The sequence below is a fragment of the Agarivorans sp. QJM3NY_25 genome (assembly GCF_050870875.2).
Taxonomy (GTDB): Bacteria; Pseudomonadota; Gammaproteobacteria; order Enterobacterales; family Celerinatantimonadaceae; genus Agarivorans.
The window spans coordinates 1,294,435-1,315,675 of sequence record NZ_CP194041.2; the positions used below are offsets into that span (position 1 = coordinate 1,294,435).

Annotated in this window: 23 protein-coding genes; 8 read left to right on the forward strand and 15 right to left on the reverse strand. The window is 46.7% G+C overall.

Going from position 1 to position 21,241, the window contains the following annotated elements:
• Positions 1 to 9 precede the first annotated feature (9 nt).
• Positions 10 to 522, reverse strand: coding sequence for a hypothetical protein (locus ACRRSW_RS05990; protein ID WP_432458876.1), 513 nt, complete (start codon positions 520 to 522; stop codon positions 10 to 12).
• Between the two features lie 317 nt (positions 523 to 839).
• Between ACRRSW_RS05990 and dapA the strand changes: the two genes are divergently transcribed.
• Together dapA and ACRRSW_RS06000 are read left to right on the forward strand one after the other, a co-directional pair.
• Complete coding sequence (gene dapA / locus ACRRSW_RS05995) at positions 840 to 1,712, forward strand: 4-hydroxy-tetrahydrodipicolinate synthase (RefSeq protein ID WP_432454104.1); 873 nt, start codon at positions 840 to 842, stop codon at positions 1,710 to 1,712.
• 110 nt (positions 1,713 to 1,822) lie between these two features.
• The gene (locus ACRRSW_RS06000) at positions 1,823 to 2,596 is read left to right on the forward strand and encodes a diguanylate cyclase domain-containing protein (protein ID WP_432464525.1); all 774 of its coding nucleotides are present in this window, start codon (positions 1,823 to 1,825) and stop codon (positions 2,594 to 2,596) included.
• A 42-nt stretch (positions 2,597 to 2,638) separates the two neighbouring features.
• Here ACRRSW_RS06000 and ACRRSW_RS06005 read toward each other — a convergent pair whose 3' ends face one another.
• The 5 genes from ACRRSW_RS06005 to thiB form a co-directional block, all read right to left on the reverse strand.
• On the reverse strand, positions 2,639 to 3,499 hold the full coding sequence (locus tag ACRRSW_RS06005) for an SMP-30/gluconolactonase/LRE family protein (RefSeq protein ID WP_432458877.1): 861 nt from the start codon (positions 3,497 to 3,499) through the stop codon (positions 2,639 to 2,641).
• Between the two features lie 264 nt (positions 3,500 to 3,763).
• Positions 3,764 to 4,102: a hypothetical protein gene (locus tag ACRRSW_RS06010; protein WP_432454101.1), complete on the reverse strand. Its 339-nt coding sequence runs from the start codon at positions 4,100 to 4,102 to the stop codon at positions 3,764 to 3,766.
• 80 nt (positions 4,103 to 4,182) lie between these two features.
• Positions 4,183 to 4,884 carry a thiamine ABC transporter ATP-binding protein gene (thiQ, locus tag ACRRSW_RS06015; RefSeq protein ID WP_432454100.1) on the reverse strand — a complete coding sequence of 234 codons (702 nt, stop codon included), beginning with the start codon at positions 4,882 to 4,884 and terminating at the stop codon, positions 4,183 to 4,185.
• Complete coding sequence (locus ACRRSW_RS06020; RefSeq protein ID WP_432454099.1) at positions 4,871 to 6,439, reverse strand: ABC transporter permease subunit; 1,569 nt, start codon at positions 6,437 to 6,439, stop codon at positions 4,871 to 4,873. The genes thiQ and ACRRSW_RS06020 overlap by 14 nt, the downstream gene beginning before the upstream one ends.
• A gap of 10 nt (positions 6,440 to 6,449) precedes the next feature.
• A complete protein-coding gene (gene thiB, locus ACRRSW_RS06025) occupies positions 6,450 to 7,433 on the reverse strand; it encodes a thiamine ABC transporter substrate binding subunit (protein ID WP_432454098.1) in 984 nt (327 codons plus the stop codon).
• 50 nt (positions 7,434 to 7,483) lie between these two features.
• On the opposite strand from thiB, the gene ACRRSW_RS06030 reads away from it, so the two are divergent.
• Positions 7,484 to 8,296 (forward strand): phosphotransferase, encoded by an 813-nt coding sequence (locus ACRRSW_RS06030; protein ID WP_432454097.1) that lies wholly within the window; start codon positions 7,484 to 7,486, stop codon positions 8,294 to 8,296.
• A 139-nt stretch (positions 8,297 to 8,435) separates the two neighbouring features.
• Here ACRRSW_RS06030 and ACRRSW_RS06035 read toward each other — a convergent pair whose 3' ends face one another.
• Complete coding sequence (locus ACRRSW_RS06035; RefSeq protein ID WP_432454096.1) at positions 8,436 to 9,278, reverse strand: 23S rRNA (adenine(2030)-N(6))-methyltransferase RlmJ; 843 nt, start codon at positions 9,276 to 9,278, stop codon at positions 8,436 to 8,438.
• 97 nt (positions 9,279 to 9,375) lie between these two features.
• On the reverse strand, positions 9,376 to 10,761 hold the full coding sequence (locus ACRRSW_RS06040) for a PLP-dependent aminotransferase family protein (protein ID WP_432458878.1): 1,386 nt from the start codon (positions 10,759 to 10,761) through the stop codon (positions 9,376 to 9,378).
• 116 nt (positions 10,762 to 10,877) lie between these two features.
• Here ACRRSW_RS06040 and ACRRSW_RS06045 point away from each other — a divergent pair, with 116 nt between their 5' ends.
• Positions 10,878 to 11,471 carry a LysE family translocator gene (locus ACRRSW_RS06045; RefSeq protein WP_432454094.1) on the forward strand — a complete coding sequence of 198 codons (594 nt, stop codon included), beginning with the start codon at positions 10,878 to 10,880 and terminating at the stop codon, positions 11,469 to 11,471.
• A gap of 190 nt (positions 11,472 to 11,661) precedes the next feature.
• On the opposite strand, the gene ACRRSW_RS06050 is transcribed toward ACRRSW_RS06045, so the two are convergent.
• Positions 11,662 to 12,306, reverse strand: a complete 645-nt coding sequence (locus tag ACRRSW_RS06050) for a PEP-CTERM sorting domain-containing protein (protein ID WP_432454093.1) — start codon at positions 12,304 to 12,306, stop codon at positions 11,662 to 11,664.
• 205 nt (positions 12,307 to 12,511) lie between these two features.
• Positions 12,512 to 13,729 carry a uracil-xanthine permease family protein gene (locus ACRRSW_RS06055; RefSeq protein WP_432454092.1) on the reverse strand — a complete coding sequence of 406 codons (1,218 nt, stop codon included), beginning with the start codon at positions 13,727 to 13,729 and terminating at the stop codon, positions 12,512 to 12,514.
• Positions 13,730 to 13,888: 159 nt separating this feature from the next.
• Here ACRRSW_RS06055 and ACRRSW_RS06060 point away from each other — a divergent pair, with 159 nt between their 5' ends.
• Together ACRRSW_RS06060 and ACRRSW_RS06065 are read left to right on the forward strand one after the other, a co-directional pair.
• Positions 13,889 to 14,233 carry a DUF2956 domain-containing protein gene (locus tag ACRRSW_RS06060; RefSeq protein WP_432454091.1) on the forward strand — a complete coding sequence of 115 codons (345 nt, stop codon included), beginning with the start codon at positions 13,889 to 13,891 and terminating at the stop codon, positions 14,231 to 14,233.
• Between the two features lie 9 nt (positions 14,234 to 14,242).
• Positions 14,243 to 14,785: a GNAT family N-acetyltransferase gene (locus ACRRSW_RS06065; RefSeq protein ID WP_432454090.1), complete on the forward strand. Its 543-nt coding sequence runs from the start codon at positions 14,243 to 14,245 to the stop codon at positions 14,783 to 14,785.
• Here ACRRSW_RS06065 and ACRRSW_RS06070 read toward each other — a convergent pair.
• The 3 genes from ACRRSW_RS06070 to ACRRSW_RS06080 are packed head-to-tail and all read right to left on the reverse strand — an operon-like array spanning position 14,782 to position 16,868.
• Positions 14,782 to 15,279, reverse strand: coding sequence for a hypothetical protein (locus tag ACRRSW_RS06070; RefSeq protein WP_432454089.1), 498 nt, complete (start codon positions 15,277 to 15,279; stop codon positions 14,782 to 14,784). The genes ACRRSW_RS06065 and ACRRSW_RS06070 overlap by 4 nt on opposite strands.
• A 39-nt stretch (positions 15,280 to 15,318) precedes the next feature.
• Positions 15,319 to 16,029: a glycerophosphodiester phosphodiesterase family protein gene (locus ACRRSW_RS06075; RefSeq protein WP_432454088.1), complete on the reverse strand. Its 711-nt coding sequence runs from the start codon at positions 16,027 to 16,029 to the stop codon at positions 15,319 to 15,321.
• Between the two features lie 8 nt (positions 16,030 to 16,037).
• The gene (locus tag ACRRSW_RS06080) at positions 16,038 to 16,868 is read right to left on the reverse strand and encodes an ion transporter (RefSeq protein WP_432454087.1); all 831 of its coding nucleotides are present in this window, start codon (positions 16,866 to 16,868) and stop codon (positions 16,038 to 16,040) included.
• A gap of 246 nt (positions 16,869 to 17,114) precedes the next feature.
• Between ACRRSW_RS06080 and ACRRSW_RS06085 the strand changes: the two genes are divergently transcribed.
• The gene (locus tag ACRRSW_RS06085) at positions 17,115 to 17,705 is read left to right on the forward strand and encodes an FMN-dependent NADH-azoreductase (RefSeq protein ID WP_432458879.1); all 591 of its coding nucleotides are present in this window, start codon (positions 17,115 to 17,117) and stop codon (positions 17,703 to 17,705) included.
• 10 nt (positions 17,706 to 17,715) lie between these two features.
• Here ACRRSW_RS06085 and ACRRSW_RS06090 read toward each other — a convergent pair whose 3' ends face one another.
• On the reverse strand, positions 17,716 to 18,594 hold the full coding sequence (locus ACRRSW_RS06090) for a LysR family transcriptional regulator (protein ID WP_432454085.1): 879 nt from the start codon (positions 18,592 to 18,594) through the stop codon (positions 17,716 to 17,718).
• A 104-nt stretch (positions 18,595 to 18,698) separates the two neighbouring features.
• On the opposite strand from ACRRSW_RS06090, the gene ACRRSW_RS06095 reads away from it, so the two are divergent.
• A complete protein-coding gene (locus ACRRSW_RS06095) occupies positions 18,699 to 19,931 on the forward strand; it encodes an MFS transporter (protein ID WP_432454084.1) in 1,233 nt (410 codons plus the stop codon).
• 46 nt (positions 19,932 to 19,977) lie between these two features.
• Here the strand turns inward: ACRRSW_RS06095 and ACRRSW_RS06100 are convergent, their stop codons facing one another.
• Positions 19,978 to 21,204, reverse strand: coding sequence for a beta-ketoacyl-ACP synthase (locus ACRRSW_RS06100; protein ID WP_432454083.1), 1,227 nt, complete (start codon positions 21,202 to 21,204; stop codon positions 19,978 to 19,980).
• Between the last annotated feature and the right edge of the window lie 37 nt (positions 21,205 to 21,241).

Consider the following 21,241-nt stretch of genomic DNA (forward strand, 5'->3'; position numbering starts at 1 on the left):
GCGTTTCACCTAATTGAACTTCAAATGTGCTATCCCAATGCTCGGGCAGAAAACCAGGGCGACTTGCTGCAGTTGTCCGTAATACAGGCCACAACGTCGGGCACTATCTATCTTATTCAGCCTCACTCCAAATTCAGCCAACATTTTTTCACAGCTTTTTACGCCAGTTCGGTTTTCTCCTATCACAAAAATATCGGCACCTACTTTTAGCTGTGGCAGTAAGCAAGCGAATAAGTAAGCCGCTTCCTGTTTCGACTTGGGCATGTAAAACAATAGTGCGTCACTATGGGTCGCTAACTTTGGAGTCGCCGAAAACTGACTGTTTATTTTGGGATCTGCGATCGATTGAAAATAGCTAAATTGGCCATAATGGCTGCAACATAGTTGCAATGAGGCAACTTGTTCTAACAGCTCTTTGGGGTAGTTATCGTAGAGTTGGCCTGCAACCACTAAATGTTGTTGTACAAATAAATCTTGATGACGGGCTAGTACTTGACTAGTTGGGTGCAGTGAGCTGTTCATAGTTTGGCTTTGGTTACTCAGTTTTGTGGCCGCAATAATAGAAACTTTTGCCGAAAAAGGCTATCTCATCACGGCTTCTGCGGATTTATTTTTCAGGTTACTTGACTTTTTATACAAGCTAAGCAAACTAGCTAGCAGCTATTCGTTTTATTAAGGATACTTCCTGTTGCCATATGTTATAGAGTTTAAAAAGTATAAACGGCCCGCAATTAAACGCGGGTGGTTAATGGCTGGGTGTGAGTAAAACGTAACAACTTTTTTGAACCCGGCCACTGTGACCGGGTTTTTTTATTTTTGATGTAAGTGATGGAGCGGGCATGTTTAGAGGATCGATTGTAGCGTTGGTGACGCCCTTTATTGAAGGCAAAGTAGATTATGCGGCGATTCGCGAGTTAGTTGAATGGCATATTAATCAAGGTACCCATGGTATTGTTCCGGTCGGAACCACCGGCGAGAGCCCAACCTTAAGCCACGATGAGCACATCGCTGTGGTGAAAACAGTGGTTGAGCAGGCGAAAGGGCGGGTTCCAGTGATTGCTGGTGCGGGGTCGAATAACCCACTTGAGGCGATTGAATATACCAAAGCTGCACAGCTAGCCGGCGCTGATGCCACCTTGCACGTGGCGGGTTACTATAATCGGCCGAACCAAGACGGTTTGTATCAGCATTTTAAAATGCTCCACGATGCTACCGATATTCCGATTGTTTTATACAATATTCCACCACGAGCGGTGGTTGACCTGAGCCCTGTTACCATGGCTAAACTGGCACAGTTGCCGCGGATTGTTGGCGTGAAAGATGCCACTGGCGATTTGTCTCGCCCTTTGTTTGAGCGTCAGTTAATCGCCGATGATTTCTGTTGGTTAAGTGGTGAAGATGCGACCGCTGTTTCTTATAATGTGAGTGGTGGACAAGGCTGCATTTCGGTGACGGCCAACGTGGCTCCTAAACTGTGCGCGCAAATGCAACAAGCCACCTTAGACGGGGATTATGCGAAAGCCAGTCAAATTCAAGATAAATTGCTGCCCTTGCATCAAGCAATGTTTATTGAACCGAGCCCGGCGGGTGCGAAATATGCGATTTCATTGCTAAACAAGTGTCAAGAAGAATGTCGTTTACCGGTGACGGCTTTATCCGAGAGTACTAAAAATCGTATTCGCCAAGCGATGCAAGCACTCGAATTAATTTAGTCGCCTTCGCTTTCCCTAAGCCGAGCATGCTCGGCTTTTTTTGGGCTGTATAAGTCTAAATATCCCTTTTGCTATACTTCTAGCTACTAGCCGCTTATTAAGGATGGGTTGTGGTGGAAATTGATTTAGTAGGTTTTTTTCATCAGGTGGTTGAAGATGATAGCGGTTATTGGTTATTCCAAGCGGCGGAGGGTTTAGTCAGTGTAAAATACCCTTGGCAAGGTCAAGATTTGGAAAGCTTACCGGTAGAGCAATGGTTAAAACGGGTTGACTCTCGTTGCCGGAGTGCTTTTCAACAAGCCTTGTACGCTAGCTTATCGGCGAATACCGCCTTTACTTGCCATTACTGCCACACTGAAGACGAGTGGCTGCGTATTCATGGCGTGCCAATGGCGATCCAAGGGAAGCAAGTCTTACTGGCGAGTGTACTCCCGCTAACGATCCCTTTAATTAATGATGAAGCGAAGTTACGTGATCCGCAAAGTGGCTTACTGTCGGCGTCTTTATTCCGCGAACTGTTGATTCAGGCGATGCGCTTAAGTCATCGTAATCAAGAGCCTTTCGCCATTCTCACCCTGCATTATTTAAGTGATGATGCCGCTTTGGTATGTGCCATCGTTGCCAAGGTATTACAGCAGCAATTACGCCGTTCAGACAGTATTGCTCAGTTTAGTGATGGCGAGTTAATCGCCTTGCTTTACGGTGCCAGTCAAACCGCTGCCGCCGCCATCGCTGAAAAACTCAGCTCGCAGTTACAGCAACAGCTACAAGGCGTGTCGTTGGATAGCTTCCAGCTGGGTTGGGCATACTACCCAGAACATGGTGATAACGCTGATACCTTGTTAGCGCATCGTTTAGATATTAAGCAGCAGCTCAGCTTCTAATTAATATCTGTTTAGCTCAGATTTTGAGTGGGTACTTGTGGCCTAAATCGGTAGTTTAACTTGGCATAAAGTTGCTGCTCTGCCCGTGTATTTTGAGTCAAAATAGTAGACATGGCCCGATGATTGTCGTTGCTTATCTTGAATGGAGGTCACTGCAATCGTGCTAAGTTGAGGTCCAATAAAGCAGCATTTGCTAACTAACTTACTGGGAAGTTGATAACTATCAACAATTCGTCGTTGTTCCAGATCGAATCTGAGTAGTTTACCGGAATCAATACCAGCCAACCAATAGCCAGCTTGGGAATCAAACATTGCCCCATCGGGCCTAAAATCCAAATCAGTGGTATTTAAGAACTTGCGATGATCAAGGATCTGGCCAGTTTGTTGGTCATATGCACATTGCCATATTTGCTGTTCTGTCGGGAACGAATCCGAATACATGAGGGTTTTCCCATCGGGAGCGAAGGCCATTCCGTTAACGGTATATAGCGAGGACACCTGTTGGCTGACTGAGCCATCTAAGTCCATTCTGTAAATCGATGCTCGGCCATCAAGTGACTGACTGCCAAACCACCATCGACCCAAGTTGTCGCAGCAAGATTCATTAAAGCGATTATTGGTTTGGTCGGCTTCAAGCTCCTGTAGCTTGACGTAGTTATGGTTGTTGGGGCTTAAATAACCGAGCTGATTTTCTAGTGCGAGCAAAATTGCGCCAGATTGATGTAAGGTGAGACAACCAACCTCTTCAAACAAAAATACTTCGGAATACTGCTGGATGGTGAAGTCATAGAAGCATACTTTTTTGGCTTTGATATCTGCCCAGATTAACCGGTTGCGGCTTGCGTCCCAAAGCGGACTTTCTCCGAGTTGATTCGCTGGGCAATCTAAAACGTGAACCGACATGGGGCGTTATTTCCTTGAATAGATCTGTTGTTGGCAATTGAATAGGGGTAATTTGCTTTAAAAACAAATCATTATCAAGTGAAAGTCGGGATGATTGTTTTAAGAACTGAATTTGAACTTTTACTTTATGATCTACGGTACTCGACCTGCGTTATGTCTGCATATGGCCGTAGTTTGCGAGCAGATTGCCCAGTTTTAGTTGGCGCTTTCGATATCATTTTTATTGGTAAAAGAGCGGTGTATGTTTACAGGAGCCTTGACTCTTCAGGCTCTTGCTAGCAGTTGTGGACCACGAGTGCCTTTTTCTTCCATGTATTGATAATACAGGCGAATATGGGTTGCCGATTGGTCGACACTGGCGCCCATGGCCTCGCGGATCTGTTTACGATTGGCTTGTTTTGCATCATCGCTATCACGCAGCTGGGTTGCGGTTAAACCGGGTTTTACATCGTTATTGCCAAATACAGCGGAGCCGGGGTTGCTCATTTGTCGCCGTGCCGTATATTCGGTTAAGGTTTGCCGAGGCGCCGTATTTTCTATTCGTTCTCGAGCTTTATAGACGGATTCGAATGAGGCAGCTTGTAAATTGTAATTAACTTGCATAGAGAGCGACCTTGCCGATGAATTAGATACTTTATTGATCCGCTAATTTATCGGCCAATTGTCATTCATCTTTAGGATTATTAGCTGCAGGCTAAGTAATGAGCAATGTGCGCATTAGCTGGATGCGCTGCTAAGTGCTCGGTTGCGGCGAATTGACGAGTCTGACCTTGTTCTATAAATGCTACTCGCTTGGCGACGCGCTGCGCATCTTGCCATTGGTGAGTGACCATGAGCACTGCAAATTGCCATTGCTTGGCTAAATCTTTCACTAAATCTAAGCATTCTAGGCGTAGCACAGGGTCGAGGGCACTAAAGGGCTCATCGAGTAATAAAATTGGTTGCTGGCGCAATAAGCAACGCGCTAAGGCCGCGCGTTGTTGTTGCCCACCAGAGACTTGGTCGGGGCGTTTGTCGAGCAGACTCGTAATGCCTAAGCTGGAGGCAACTTCATGTAGCTGTTGCTGTTGCAGTTGGGTGAGCTTGAGTGCAGGGCTAATGCCCAAGGCGATGTTTTGTTCTAAGCTCAGATGATGAAACAAATTATGTTGCTGGAACAACGAGGTGACAGGGCGCTGCGCGATTGCTAGGCTTAACAAGTCTTGCTCTTGCCAAGTGAGTTGGCCTGCACTCGGCTTGACAAAGCCAGCGATCAGCTCCAATAACGTACTTTTACCACTGCCACTGGCACCTAGTAGCGCGACTACTTCACCCGCTTCAACGGTTAATTGATAAGTGAACGGTTGCTGTTGCCGAAGGCAAGTGAGTTGTTCAATTTTTAACATGCTTGCGCCCTAAACTGATATCGAGTAATAAAAATATAGCGCCGCAAAGGAGTAATAGGATCAAAGCGGTGGCACTGGCTAAGGCATACTGATAGCTGCCGAGTTGTTGGTAGAGTAACAGCGGCAAGCTGACCACATCAACATTCCCAATCAATGCGATTACCCCCATATCTCCCAGCGACAATACCATGCATAAACCTAAAGCCATGCTTAGCGGTTTACGCAGCAGGGGCCACGCGAGGTAGCGCACCTGACTGGTGAAGGGCAGTGCTAAGCTTAGACTCAACTTACGATACTGATTTAGCATATCGTTGAGTGCTGGTTTCATGCTACGAATAAAAAATGGCAAGCTCATTAAGGCGTTAATCAGGGCGACTAAGTATTGGGTGTAATGGTCGATGTTAGCGCGGCTGATAAGTAGGAAAAATAGCCCAGTGGTAATCACCATCGCTGGTGTTAACAACATAATTGATGCCAGTAGTTCCTGCAATTTACTGGTATGTTGCCGGCGTTGTTGCTGTTGGTTATTTGCATATTGGACGAGTAAAGCGGTGCCTAATAGTAGCACCCATAGGCAGCTTTGCAGAGCAATATTGAGCGACCAGTAGGTGCTATTGAGCCACAGCTGCCAAGGGAGTTGCTGCCAGTTTAACTGCTGCAGCGGACTAAAAATGCCGATAATGACTGATAGAATAAATAAATAGTAGAACGCAATCAGTAGGCGATAGCTACTGCGTTGTCGGGCGCTTGTAGGCATTGGTTCCAGGTAGGACTGCTGCAAGCGGAGCGCATCATTTTGTTCTCGCCCGAGCAAGAGCCAGCCAAGACTGGCAGCAATCAGTAATTGTAACAATGCGCATTGCAGTGCAAAGAGCGGGTCAAAGTCGTAGCGTAAGGCTTGATAAATCGCCACCTCAAGCGTGGTACTTTTAGGGCCTCCTCCCAACGCTAATACGATGGTGAAGCTGCCAAAACAAAGTAGAAAAACTAGGCCAAACAAGCCGTTGAGGCGGGAGCGTAGCAACGGCCATTCGATATTGCACCAGCGTTGCCAGTCACTAAAACCTAGCTGTTTCGCTTGGCGCCAATAGCTGGCGGGGACATCGTTTAGTTGCAGGTAGCAATAGCGGGCGACTAAGGGCATATTGAGAAAACAATGAGCCAATAAAATACCGGGTAAACCGTATATATTCCACGAAAATGGGCTCAAGTGTTGCAAAAATCCATTATGTCCAAAACTTCCGACACATCCTAGTACCACTAAAATCACTGGACTGACAAAACACAAATTGGCTAAACGTAATTGCCATGGGATGGTTTTGCTGGGTAGATAAAACCAGGCTCGGGCGACTAATACCCCGCCAACACAGGATAGTAATGCCGAGAGTAAGGCTTGCCATAGGCTAAAGCGTAGCACTCGCCAAAGGTAGGGGGCGTGAAAGGCTGACCAACTTAGCGCTGTTGCTTGTTCGGCTAAGCCATAGAACGCGGCGACCACGATCAAACAGATCACCGTGGTCGCGCTGTAGCCGAGAAGGGCGGGAAGTTTAGACACCGAGGTTCGTTTATTGACTTACTGCATTACGCCATTCTTTAGTCCATTGTTGACGCTGTTGACTCACAGTTTGTGGGTCGAGCGTTAGGTTTTTGGGGCTGATTAATGTACCGAAGGCTTCGGGTAATTCAAGGTCGTTTGTCACCGGTAACATCCAGTTGCTGGTGGCAATAGTTTGTTGCGCGGCTTTGCTTAACAAGAAGCTTAAAAACTGCTTGGCTAGCTGTGGTTGTTTGCTAGTGGCGCTAATGGCAGCCACTTCAATTTGGCGCATATGTCCTTCACTAAACTCTGCCGCATGGTAACGATTTTCTTGTTCGACGATTATATGGTAGGCCGGTGAGGTGGTGTAGCTCAGTACTAAATCAGCTTCGCCTTTTAAAAACATGCCATAGGCTTCACTCCAGCCTTTGGTCACAGTGACAGTTTTTGCCTGTAACTTTTGCCAGGCTGAGCTGGCCTTGTCGCCATATAGGGCTTTAACCCATAACATTAAACCCTGACCCGGTGTACTGGTGCGAGGGTCTTGATACAAAATCGTACCATCGAAGTTGTTGATCAGTTGATCCATCGATGTCGGTGGCTGTTTGAGTTTTTGATTATCGTAGATGAAAGCAAAATAGCCGTAATCGAAGGGGATAAAATCTTTATCTTGCCAATCGATGGCAAGTTTAGGTAAGTCGAGTTGGTGGGCTTGCACCGCATTTAGTGCCTTTGTTTCAGGAATAAGATTGGTATCTAAACCTAAAATTACGTCGGCTTGGTTGCGTCCGCCTTCTAATTTAAGACGATTCAAGATGGCAACCCCATCATCTAAGCCGACCCAGTTAATGCTACAGTCGCATTGCTTTTCAAAGGCTTTGGTGAGCGCCGGTCCTGGCCCCCATTCAGAGACAAAGCTCTGGTAGGTATAGACTGTTAGCGGTGTTTTAGCTTGGCTATTAAAGCCGACAAGGCTGATTGCACAGCAGGCTAGCCATAGCAGTTTTTTCATCTTACACTCCTTGATTATTGATTGCGCTTGGACCATTGTTGGATGTTGATTTGTTAGATAATGCGCTGCCCCCGTCAATTTACGGGTACCTGCAGCGACACCTCGCCCCTTTGTTAAAAATTGAGCGTTTGGCCGGCGGTCATCAGCACTCGTGGTTACTGGAAACGGAAACCGAACGGCTTGTCTTACGCTTAAATCAACAACAGCCTTGTTACGGCTTGGATTATCAACGCGAAAGGGAAGTATTACAACAGCTTGAGGGGCTTCCGTGGGTAATCAGTTTACATTCTTTAAGTTATCGTCATCAATTTTTGCTGTATTACTATCAAGTTGGTGAGGTGGTTAGTGCGCAGCAGTGGCAGCAACCGACCTTATGGCAACAAGTGCTCGCGATCCTTGAGCAATTACCAGCGCGAGGTCGGGGCCTGCCTTTTTTCGATATGCCGAAGTATTTACAGGCTTACGTTAGTGATGTGAAGGCCAAACCGGCACAAGGCTGGCGGGCTAAAGCTCTAGCATGGCTCGAGCGACAACAATGGCCTAGTGGCGTAGCCTTTAATCATCACGATCTGCATCTAGATAATCTGTTGCTGACTCCAGAGCAGCGTTTGTTGGTGCTGGACTGGGAATATGCGGCTTGCTCGATGGCAGGCTGGGATGCCGCCAGTGTTGCTCAGCGTTGTCCGGTCGATCTCCTGCAACGACAACAGTTACAACAGCTCTCTGGTTTAAGCGGCGCTCAGTTTGATTTGTTAGTGAATGCAGTGGCGCTGTTAGACTTGGCTTGGTATTGGCAATATCAGCCAGAGTTGCCGTTACTTGCCGAGCGCAGCCAAGCATGGCTGATGACAGTGAGCGCTTAGCTGAGGATTGGTGTTAAATATTTGCTTGAAGTTAGCGCCAAGCTAAGCAGTTCATGTTCACAGCTCACCGACGAATAAGCTTTTACTCACGCTGTATCCAAGAGCAGCCAAGTGCTGGCTGTTCTTGGAGCCTTGTCGTTTACTCTTCGGCTAAGATTTCGGCGCGCCAGTTGCCTTCGCCGTTTTCGCCTAAGGTGTCGGCCAGGTAGGGCAGTACTTGTTGCATCTCTTTCATTAAGGTCCAGGGCGGATTAATCACGATCATGCCACTGGCGGTCATGCCAAACTCGTCGCTGTCGTGTTGAATGCCTAATTCAAATAACTGGATATTCCGGATCCCGCTGTTGAGCAGCGCTTTTTCCAGTTTGTCGATGCGAAAGCGTTCGACCACCGGATACCATAGTGCATAGCTACCCGAGGCAAAGCGTTTGTGCGATTCAATCAGGGTTTTGACCACCGTTTGATATTCATCTTTAACTTCGTAAGAAGGATCGATCAATACCAGGCCGCGACGTTCTTTTGGTGGCATCAAAGCAATACAAGCTTGGTGGCCATTCTCTTGACGGATCTTACAGCGACGATCTCGTTGAAACAGGCTGTGCAGTGGTGCCTGTTCGCTGGGGTGTAGTTCGTGCAGAAACAAACGATCATCGCGGCGGAGCATCATTTTGGCAATCCACGGCGAGCCCGGATAATACTGACGGGTTTTCTCGGGATGTAATTGATTCACCAGTTTCAGATAGCTTTTTAACAACTCCGGCAAGTCGTCGGCATCCCATAACTTGCCGATGCCATTTTCGAATTCACTTCTTTTGTTGGCCTCTGGACTATTTAAGCTATAGGCGCCGGCACCCGCATGAGTGTCGATGTAGCACAGTGGTTTATCTTTCTGGGTGAGATAGGCAATGATCCGTTGTTGTACTAAGTGTTTCAGTACATCGGCAAAATTACCCGCGTGGTAGGAGTGGCGATAGCTTAACAAAGTGTAGTCTCGGCTTTACATAAAAAGGGCATCGGCGAAAGCCGATGATAATGCGCTAGTCTAGGTACAGACCCGAGCAGATGCAAGGTTAACAAGGCTAAATGATCTGTTGTGGCGGGGAAGGGGCGGTTTTGAGCAAGTCCACTAAAACTGCCAGCGCCTGATTCAGGTGCCGATTCGACTCCGCCTGGCCTATCGATAGACGCACCGCATTGGGGATCGACCGGTTATCCACCACAAAATGTTCGGCGGAGGCCACTTCTACGCCTGCCTGGCGGGCTGCCTGCACAAAGGTGTTACAGTGCCAGCCCGGCGGTAAACGCAGCCAGCAATGCAGGCCCCCTGTGTGGTAGGTATAGTCCATGCCAGTCAAATGATGATGGAGTAGTTGTGCGCGCTGATTCATCATTCTTGCTTGCTGTTGCAGAGCCCGATCGGCGTGACCCGCCTGGATCCATTGAATTGCAATATCCACCAATAAGGGGCTGATATTCCAGCAACTGCCGCGGATCGCGCTATTGAATGCACTGAGCAATGCCACGGGGGCGTGTAAGTAGGCAAAACGCAAGCCTTTAAAAGCACCTTTGGAAAAGCTATTCAGATAGATAACCTGCTCGGGAGCCAGCTCAACCATGGCGCGCGGACGCTGTTCCGGGAGCAAGCCACAAACGTCATCTTCGATGATCATGAGCTGATGTTGCTGACAAATCTCGATAATTTCTAGGCGGCGCTGCTCAGACATGATGGCGGCGCTAGGGTTTTGCAGGGTCGGCGTCAGGTATAGTGCTCTGGGATGATACTTCTCGATGTGCTGTAACAAACTGTCTGGACAGATCCCCTGTTCATCCAGTTCCAGACCTATCAAATCGATTTTGAGTTGCTTGGCCAGCGTGATTAAACCCGGATAACATAGTGACTCGCAGAGTAGTCGTTCGCCCACTAAATCCATGGCAATCAGACATAGTTGCAAGCCATGCTGTGCCCCATAGCTAAAGAACAATTGTTCCGCTTGAAAGTGAAAACTTTGCTGCTCGGTCCAGTGACACAGCGCTTCTCGTTGGCTAAGTAGATTTTGACTGCCATCGCTATCTAACAGTTGGTCCAGCTGTTCACCTGCGTGGCTGTAGTTTTCCATCAGCTGGCAAAGCGATTTAGCCCGGGCCTGCTTAAAGGCAGTATTTTGCCACATGCCAATATGCTGATGACTGCTCTGCAGGCTGCCCCACTGCCGACGAAAATCGTTTGGCTGTTTGACATAGCTGCCGCTGCCCATTTTGGATTGGATTAAGCCCTGTTGCTCGGCCTGAGCGTAAGCGCGACTAATGGTTCCTACCGTGACTTGAAGCCACTCTGCCAGATGTCGCTGCGGGGGGAGTTTTTCACCTTGCGCCAAGCTGCCTTCGGCAATTAATTGTCTCACTTGTTCTACGATTTGAGTCGCTTTATTACCTTCGCTCGCGAGCTTTTTCCAAATTGTCATCATAACAATAAACCTTTTGACTGATTTTCAACCCTAGGTTAGCGTGAAAATACAATGGTGTGGGTATATTTTTTACAAAAAACACAAATTGTATCGATTCAATTTTTTGGGGCTAGTTTATGGATATTGCAATTTTTACTTCAATGTTGTTATTTGCGTTGGTCATGGCTGGGACGCCGGGGCCCAATAATATGTTATTAACGTTTTCCGGGGCTAATTTTGGTTTTAAACGCACGCTACCGCAAATGGCCGGGATCCCGGTTGGTCTTGCCACGATGTTGATATTAATGGCGCTGGGTTTGAGTTGGGTGTTTCAACATTATCCGCCCTTGCAGTGGGGGCTTAAAATTGTGGGGAGTGTCTATCTGTTGTATTTGGCCTATCGGATCTTGGGGCAAACGAAGTTAGCGCAGCAGCAGATGAGTAGACCACTGAGTTTTTTTGAGTCGCTGGGGTTTCAGTACCTCAATCCAAAGGCCTGGATGATGAGTTCTTCAGCAGTTGCCAGTTTTGCCCTGCCCGGGGAGCAATACTGGCCATCAATTGCTGCCTTGATCCTATCATTTTTCATGATTAACCCGATTACAGCCACGGTTTGGATAAGCTTTGGGAAACTGATCGCGCGTTGGCTGAACGCGCCGCTTGCCAGGCAACGCTTTAATCTGACTATGTCATGTTTAACTGCCGCTTGTGTGGTGTTGTTATGGGTTTAAACATGAAAAATGGATTGTGTTTGCCATTTAATTACAGTGCTCTTTTGCTATTGTAAACATTAATGTTTATTGGGATTAATCCGAATCAAGGCAGGGCGAACGGTTGAATGTTGTTCACCCAAATTGGGATGATTTCACTCAATAAATGAGCATGTTTTAGGATAACTATTACAAGAGGCCAACTATATATTTATTGCCATTTTACAGGCCTTTTTCTTCTGAACACAATTCCTGTTAAACCCAAAGTGAAAAGAGCTAATGTCGCAGGTTCCGGTACTTGATTATTTGATACTGAAACAACATCTCCGAATACTAAGCTATCCATTCCATCTGTATCAGTTGAAGGCGTAAAGGTTACGCTATGAATAATGGGGATATCGAGATTGATATTGACAGTCTCCGAAGAGCCTGTACCAAGACCCGATAATAAGCTGTTGCCCTGTATATCAAAAGCTTCATATCCCCAGCTAGCCGTCTGCTCTTGGATATAATCAATGACATCAAACTGAATGTTGTCTGTTGCACCTGGATTATTGAGGTCCCCGTTTTTAAAAAATTGAATACTAAAGGCACCCGTGGCGCTACTGGTTGCGCCGGCATATATATAAGTTAACCCACTAGTGGCTAAATTTTGCCCCCCATATTGTGGTGAGGGATCTTGCCATGCATACATTTGATCGCTGGCAAAATAAACTTCGTCATTTAAGTATCGGTCCGCTTCCCACGCGACGCCTCTGCCTATGATGTCATCAAAATTTATTTGGCCTGCCATCGCATTACAAGATAACAATAAACTGTAAGTTGTAGCAGTAATGACTAATGATTTAATTTTCATAATTAATATAATCCATATGTGATTTAATTTTTATTGATTATATTGTTTTCTATGGTTTTTTCAGGGGTTAAGAATCAAATAGTGAGGGTGTTAAAGCTCATTTTAGACATTTATCTGCTCTCTGTTTGCGATTTCTGATTTGAGTTTGGAGTCGATCGAGAGGTTTTTTAAAAACGAGCTCATTTTAATAAGCTCGTTTTTCAGTTTATTTGTCGCTTGTTTTTGGCTCTTGTGGCAGTATCAGATTCAGAATAATCGCCACAATACCGCACAAACCAACCCCTTTTAGGGTGAACTCGCCGAGGCCTACTGCCATCCCGCCAATCCCAAACACCAGAGTCACCGATACAATCACTAGGTTGCGAGGAATGCTGAGGTCAACTTGTTTGCTGATCAGGGTGTTTAAACCAATGGCTGCGATTGCACCAAATAACAAACACATAATGCCGCCCATCACCGGAACGGGGATCGACAGTAATAGTGCACCGGTTTTGCCAATAAAGGCTAAGGCGATTGCAAATACTGCGGCCCAGGTCATGATCACCGGATTGTAGGTTTTGAGTAGGCTCACAGCGCCGGTGACCTCGCCGTAGCTCACCACTGGCGGCGCACCAAAGCTGGCGGCAGTCATTGTCGCAAGACCATCACCGAGCAATGAACGGTGAATGCCCGGGTTTTCGACGAAGTTCTTCCCGGTCACGTTGGAGATTGCCAGAATATCGCCGAAGTGTTCAATGGTCACAATCAGGCCAATTGGCGCAATAAACAGGATGGCTTGCCAATTAAACTCGGGAGTCACAAATTCAGGCAGGGCAAACCACGCAGCGCTGGCAACCGCGCTAAAGTCGACCAGGCCAAAAAACAAGCTCAGAACATAACCCACCACCACACCACAGATAATTGGCATTAATTTGAGCATGCCTTTGGCAAAAATGGAGACAGCGATGGTGGTAAATAGAGCGGCTAAAGAAATGAGTAGGGCAATATCTTGATCAACTAATACTGCACTGCCATCACCGGTTTTCCCTAAGGCCATATTTACCGCAACTGGAGCTAGGCCTAAGCCAATCACCATAATCACCGGACCAACCACCACTGGGGGTAAGAAGCGTTCGATGATTTTTACGCCGCGTACTTTGACTACGGCGCTAATGATAATAAACATCACACCAGCGGCCATTAAACCGCTTAGGGTGGCTGGCAGGCCAAACTGTTGGATGCCTAAAATAATGGGGCCAATGAAAGCGAATGAGCTCCCTAAAAAAATCGGTATTTGTCGGCGAGTACACAGTTGGAAAATTAAGGTACCAATACCAGCACCTAATAAGGCGAGGTTTGGACTAATACCGGTTAGAAGTGGAACTAAGGTGGTAGCACCAAATGCAACAAGTAGCATTTGAGCCCCCAACAGTGGGGTGTTCATTCGTTTTTCTCCCTGAGTTAAAAGTGCCTCAGTGTACGCTGATGTCACGACTAAAAAAATGATCGCGATGATACTGGCTAAAAAAATATATAGGATGATGGGAAAGTTTGGACTTGCTGAGAAGTTTGGTTCAAAGTAATTGAAACAAAGGGAGGCATTGTGGCAAAACCAAGTAAAGTAAAAGTATCTACTGAAACTATCGCAACCGCAGATAGCATCGCAAAAGCAACTCAACGCCCTGGGCAAACCAAAGAGCAAACTAAGCTCATTTCGCAGGGGATCCAAAAGGGGATCGAGCAGTATAAAAAGCAACATAAGACTAAAATGCGTGAAGCCGACAAACTGCGTAAAAAGCAACTAGCCAATGTTGCGCCGCAGCAAGAGGAATCACCTAGTCTCGACAACGGCAAACCAAGAGCTGAGGGGCGATGGTTGCCTTGGTTATTGCTTGCTGCGTCATGGTTAGGCTTTGCTGGGTATGTATTGAGTGGCGTTGGCCAATAGGAGGATAGAATGCTAGGTAAGCGATTACTGATCCGACCCTATTTGCCAGAAGATGCGCTGGCTCATGCCGAGGCTGTTCGTGAAACCGCTGAGTCAGGTCAGCGCTGGCTTAACTGGATGGATGAAGATTATCCTGATTCTGAGAGTCGTTCATGGCTGGCCTTAAGCCAAGCAGCGCTGGCTAAAAACATTGCTTTTGACATGGGGATCTTTGAGAACAAAGGAGGCCGTTTTGTGGGGGCTATTGCCATTAATCGGCTGGAATGGAATTACCGATCGGGCAATCTAGGTTATTGGATCCGCGCTAGCGCTAGTGGCTCAGGCTTCGCCACCGAAGCGGTTCAATTAATGGCTGATTATGCTTTTCATGCCTTACAACTCAACCGCTTGGAGTTGGTGATTGCTGAGCAGAACTGGGCCAGCCGTCGGGTCGCAGAAAAGGCCAATGCGCAATTTGAATGCCTAGCTCGCTCACGAGTGATTGACTACGGTAAACCAGTACATGCCGCAATTTATTCGTTGATCCCTGGTGATTTGTTGACTTCTATTTAGTTGTCGATACTTTTGAGACGAATATGACCACGCTGATTAATGAAACTGAGCATCGATTTGCCCAGTAACCAAGGTAAGTCTTGATTGACCGCTTGATAGCCTAGTTGGCTCGCCACATGATTGGTGAATTGACTCCAACCTACATTGGCTAGTCGCCAAGCGATATTATTTTGCTGTGAAGCATCAATGAATAAACGCACGATGGCTCGAAATCGTGGCGATTCGAGACTATTTAGCCAACTGAGCCTTAGGTTTTCACGACTACTGAGGTCTAAATGCTGAATAAAATTACGGGTGAGGCGACTGTTGATTGCTGCGGTCACCGATTGCAGATTGGGAAAGCAGTCATTGAGTTCTACTTCGGTTATATGGCAATGATTGGCGATATGACTCATCTCTAGTTGTTGCCAGTCGCCTTTCAGCAGGAACTCTAATACTTGATCGAGGATCATTTGTTTCAGTTGTTGTTGGGCTGATAAACTGACCTGATTCATGTTCCGCTTCCTGCAGCAACTCGATTCTCACTCAATGATTCATATAAATCGCTCAGGAAAGTCACTAATAAGCATATCTAGCCAAGGCAGTAATGCGGTGATTTCGGTGGGCTCATTTACAGTGTAAGTAGACAAACGATAACCTGCCAGTTTGATTTGTTTTGCTAGTTCTGGTGTGAGCCGACGATAGTCACAATGGCAGGCCACGGCATTCATGTCTTGCAGCTGTAACTGCCAGTTTTCCGGAATATCTTCGTATAATTGAGCAAGATCGACCTCTGGGGCGTGGTGATGAATGAACAACATCAATTGATGGTCGAAACTAGATATTAATAGATCACTTAAGGGAAAGTCACAATGCTCAATTTCAGAGAGCACCGCCTCAACCAACTGTTGGCGTGGCTGTTGGTGATATTTCAGTTCCAGATTGAGTTTTAAACCAAGTTGTTTAGCGTGTAATAGGTATTGTCTTAGGCTGGGAATATGCTCTCCAGTGAAGCGTGGGTCAAACCATGAACCCGCATCTAAGTGCTGTAATTGGGCTAAGCTGTAGTCGGCGACCTTCCCTCGGCCGTTACTACAACGCTCCAGATGTTCGTCGTGAAAGACCACCGGTTGATGGTCTTTCGTCAAAAAACAGTCAAATTCCACCCATGCTAAGCCAAGTTCGGCGGCTCGATCTAAACCTGCTAAGGTGTTTTCTGGGGTGCTGCCTTTCGCACCACGGTGTCCTGCGATGATTAACATCATTTATCCCCTTATTCGTTGCTTAGGCTTGCGCCACAATATTTACAGTAATCGGCATCTTGGTCATGGCCACTACGTTCACAATGTAGGCAGCTGACTGATTGATGCTCTTTACGCATTTCGTTGACTAATTCAGCGCCAATGATGCCAGTCGGCACCGTGATAATCGAAAAACCAGTAATCATCACTAATGCAGCTAGGGCTTGACCTAAGGGCGTTACTGGCGAAATATCGCCATAGCCGACGGTGGTAATGGTGACGATAGCCCAATAAATTCCCTTGGGGATACTGGTAAAACCATTTTCTGGGCCTTCTATGGCATACATTAATGCGCCGTAGATAGTGGTCATGAGGCAAATACAAAATAAGAAGACCAATATTTTACGACGTGCTAATAATAGCGATCGTAGTAATACATTGGCTTCGCTGACATAACGAACCAGTTTGAGCACTCGTAAAATACGTAAGATCCGAAGTAGCCGGAACAGCAGCATCACTTGAGCGGGCGGATAGAGTAAGGCAAGGTAAGTGGGCAAGATCGCCAGCAAATCGACCACCCCATAGAAGCTTTTGGCATATTCTTTAGGGGCTGGGGAGCAATATAAGCGAGCCAGATATTCAATGGTGAAAAATACTGTAAACACCACTTCAATACTAATAAACCACTGATCATACATGTTTTCTATTCGGCTGACTGAGCCTAAGATAACCACACTGACGCTGGCAAATATTGCGGTGACTAACAGTAAGTCGAACAATTTTCCCGCAGGACTCTCATAACCAAAAATGATGTCGTAAAGCTTGGTTTTAAAACTGCTACGATGGGGACTCTTTAGTGCCACAAGTCGATCCTTTGCCTATTTCATTGCTCTTAGTATATCGACAAATACGCGGAATAGAAGTCACCGCAGTCTCTGCTCAGGTGATGCGAAATGAGTGGACGAATCAGGGTTGAGATGGATACCGATTTCTCATTGATGGAATGATTAATCATTCTATAAAATAGATATTTTATTGCTATTTTTTGTTGTTTATATTCTAATATTTTGATGATAAAGTCTTATTATCAACACTTGGAGACTTAATCTATGACAAAAATTCTTACCCTTAAATCTAGTATTCTTGGTGAACATTCTAGTTCATCGGCCCTGATTGACCAACTGAACGCTCGCTACCTTGAACAGGGAGCTGAGTTGGTGAGCCGTGATTTAGTCAGTGAAGCATTACCGGTACTGACTGGTGAAATTGCACTGGCCTTACGCGGCGCGCCAGACTTAAATGCTGTTCAACAACAAGCGCTTGAGTTATCAGATAGTTTAATCGCAGAGTTGAAAAGCACCGATGTATTGGTAGTTGCGGCACCCATGTATAATTTCTCTATTCCGACTCAATTAAAAAATTGGTTAGATTTGGTTGCGCGTGCTGGCGTAACCTTTCGTTATACCGAAAATGGTCCAGAGGGCTTAGTAGAGGGCACGAAAGCCATTATCGTGACGACTCGTGGCGGTATGCATAAAGATGGTGCAACCGATTTACAGATCCCTTACTTAAAATTAGTATTGGGCTTTATTGGCATTAGTGACGTTGAAGTGGTCTATGCGGAAGGCCTTGCCATGGGTGAAGATCAAGTACAACAGCAAATGCAAGCAGCCCAGCAGCAACTTGCCTCTTTGGTATAAGCCCGCCCTGTTAGTTCGCCTTACAATGAGCTAACACAAAGTCTTTAAAACGTTGGTTGGCGCGCGATAGGTAAGCATCGCGTCGCCAAGCTAGCCCCAGTTCCAGATAAAACGGCGGATCAAAACTTAAAAAGTGTAGAGCATCTCCCGGTTGCACTACCATGCTCAGCAGCGTAGTGATCCCAAAGTCTCGCGCCACAATTGACTTAATTAGCGGGATCAAATTCGTTTGAAAAGACACTTGAGGCAGCATCTGTTGTTCACGACTAATTTGTTCAATTACCCGATGATGAAAATACCCTTCGCGAAATAGTACTAGTTCATGGCTTAAAAACTCTCGATGGCTGATCTGGTTCTGTTGGCTCAGTGGGTTATCTTGACTGCAACAGGCCAGTAGCTCTCCACGATAAATTGGCTCACAAACCAATTCGGCAGGCATATTTTGAGTGACCACAATCCCTAAGTCTAACTCTTCGCTGAGTAGTTTTTGTCTGACCAATTCGGTACCCGCATCCACCACCGACAAATTAAGCTGCGGGTATTGGCTTTTAAAGGCCATTAGTAGTGGTGGGAAGAAGTATGAGCCCATCATGCTGGGGATGCCAATGGTGACGGTGCCACTTTCTAGGCCGCGCAGCGATTGCATGGCTTGTTCGGTGTCTTCGGCTTGTTTTAGCAATTGAATGGCATGTTGATAGAGCACCTTACCCTCGGTGCTTAAGCTAACTTTTCGTTCATTTCGCTGTAACAGTTGCAGTGATAGCTGTTGCTCCAGTTTTTTGATGGTTGCACTAATCGCTGGTTGTGCGATGCCAAGCTGCTTTGCGGCGGCAGTAAAGCTCCCTAATTGCACCACTGCGACAAATTGTTTGAGTTGTCGAAGGTCCATGACTCTCATCTATAAATAAAATTTATAACTACGATAATACTAATATATTTTATTTATTCAATATGGAGGCTTAGTATGAGATATCCCACTTCGAGAAAGCAGTCATGAAGTATTCACAAAATAGCAAAGGTTTTTGGCGAGTCACCGCTGCCGTGTCGGCAGCTTCCTTAGTTACTTTTTTTAATCTGTATTTAGTGCAGCCTTTGCTGCCAATCTTTGCTCGTGACTACCAAATATCTCCCCTAACAGCCAACAGTGTCTTGTCGGCAGCCATGTTGGGGATGGCGCTAGGTCTATTATTATTGGCGTCTTTATCCGATGCGATTGGGCGACGCAAAATTCTATTAAGTTCGATTATTCTGGTGCCCTGTATTAGTTTGTTGATCGGTTTAGTACCTGCGCCATCGTTTCATTACATCGTTGTATTGCGGTTCTTTCAGGGGCTATTTTTAGCCGGAGTTCCCGCAGTCGCGATTGCTTACCTAGCCGAGCAGTTGGATGCTAATGCCTTGATTAAATCGGTGGGGATCTTTATTGCTGCCAATTCATTGGGCGGGATCGGTGGGCGTTTGTTGGGGGGCTGGGGAGCGGAACTACTTGGTTCTTGGTCGATGGCCTTTGTCTTGGTTGCACTGCTCAGTTTAAGCATGGGGATAGTAGTGTGCTTTTTACTACCGATGGAAGCCCCCACAGCCGCAAGTCCTTGGCGCTTGCGGCAAAGTTTAGTCAACTATAAGCAACATTTGGGGAATTCTCAGTTAGTGGCTGCTTACTTAGTCGGGGGCGTTGGTTTTGGAGTATTTATTAATCAGTTCTCTTATCTAACTTTCATTTTGGCTGACGCACCTTATTCCTTGCCGAGTAGCTTAAGTTCGTTATTGTTTTTAAGTTATCTCGGAGGCACCTTCACAGCTTCTTCCGCTGGACGGATTGCCGATAAAATTGGTGGTAAACGTTGTATCATGGCAGGGCTTAGTTTAATGGCTTTAGCCAGCCTGTTGAGCTTATTTGGGCAATTGTGGCTATTGCTTTTGGCAATGGTTGTTTCTTCTATGGGCTTCTTCTTTTGCCATGCGCAAGCCAGTGCTTGGGTTAATCAGCATGCGACGCAAGCCAAGGCTAGTGCTTCGGCCTTATATACTATTAGTTATTATTTGGGGGCTGCTTGTGGTGGGGTGTTGTTACAGCCCTTCTTTAGTGTTTGGGGATGGTCTGGGATCGTATTCGCTAGCGTGAGTGCGTTAACGGGGGTGTTGTGGGTGGCCGGTCGGTTTCTTAAAGGTGGCGAGCTAAGCGCACAACAATTGCTGTTAGATCCCAGTGGTACCCGTCGTTAAGTTAAAACAGTGCGATGCAACAAGCCGTTTGCTGCATCGCGAATCATTATAATTTTTTGAAAATCATCGAAGTATTAATGCCGCCAAAGGCGAAGTTATTCGACATCACAAATTCGCAATCCAGTACTCGCCCTTCGCCTCGAATATAGTCAAGCTCGCCACAGCGACTATCGATGTTATCTAGGTTGAGAGTGGGAGCATACCAATTGCGTTGTAACATGCATAAGCTTAACCATGCTTCGATGGCTCCACAGGCACCTAAGGTGTGGCCGAAATAACTCTTCAAACTGGATAGCGGTGTTTGTGAGCCAAATAAACGATGAGTGGCAGTAGTTTCAGCGATGTCGCCTAGCTCGGTTGCGGTCCCATGGCCATTCACGTAGCTAATATCTGCCGGAGATAAACCTGCATCTTTGAGCGCCATTTCCATGCAAATCTGCATGGTTTCAGCGCGTGGTTGGGTGACATGCGCAGCGTCACAGTTGCTCGCAAAACCAACTAGTTCAGCAATGGCTGTGGCCCCCCGAGCCTTGGCAAATTCGGCATTTTCTAAAATCAGCGTACCAGCCCCTTCACCAATGACTAAGCCATCTCGATCTCGATCATAGGGGCGAGGGCTAAGTTCGGGAGTATCATTTTTTAGGCTGGTGGCAAATAAGGTATCAAACACCGCCGCTTCGGTGGGACATAGCTCTTCGGCACCACCAGCGACCATCGCGGTTTGCATGCCGTACTTTATGGCTTCGTAAGCATAACCAATCCCTTGACTGCCCGAGGTACAAGCGGTGGAGGTTGGTATCACCCGACCGCGTAAACCGAAAAACAATCCGGTGTTGACCGCGGTGGTATGTGGCATCATCGCTACATAGGTATTGGCGTTAATATTACGGGTACTATGCTCGAGCAACATGGTCGCAAAGGCGGACACTGGTCCGGTGCTTCCGGTTGACGAGCCAAACGCGATGCCGGTGCGGCCATCGGTGAGCGCTGGCTCGTCAATTAGCCCGGATTGGATCAACGCTAGTTCGCTGCTGCGAGTCGATAATTTTGCAACTCGACCCATGGAGCGAATTTTTTTTCGGGTGTAGTGTTTGGGTAATTCAAACTCTAGGATCGGGGCCGCTAAGCGGGTATTTAAGCCATCATACTTATCCCATTCGTCGATGCGTATAACCGCATTTTTTTTGGCTCGTAAGCCTTGCCACACCTGTTCTTGCTCAGTCCCTAAAGCTGTGATGCCAGCCATGCCAGTTACGACTACTCGGTTGGTCATTAATATAGGCCTCCGTTTTCTTTTAGTTGTTGATGTT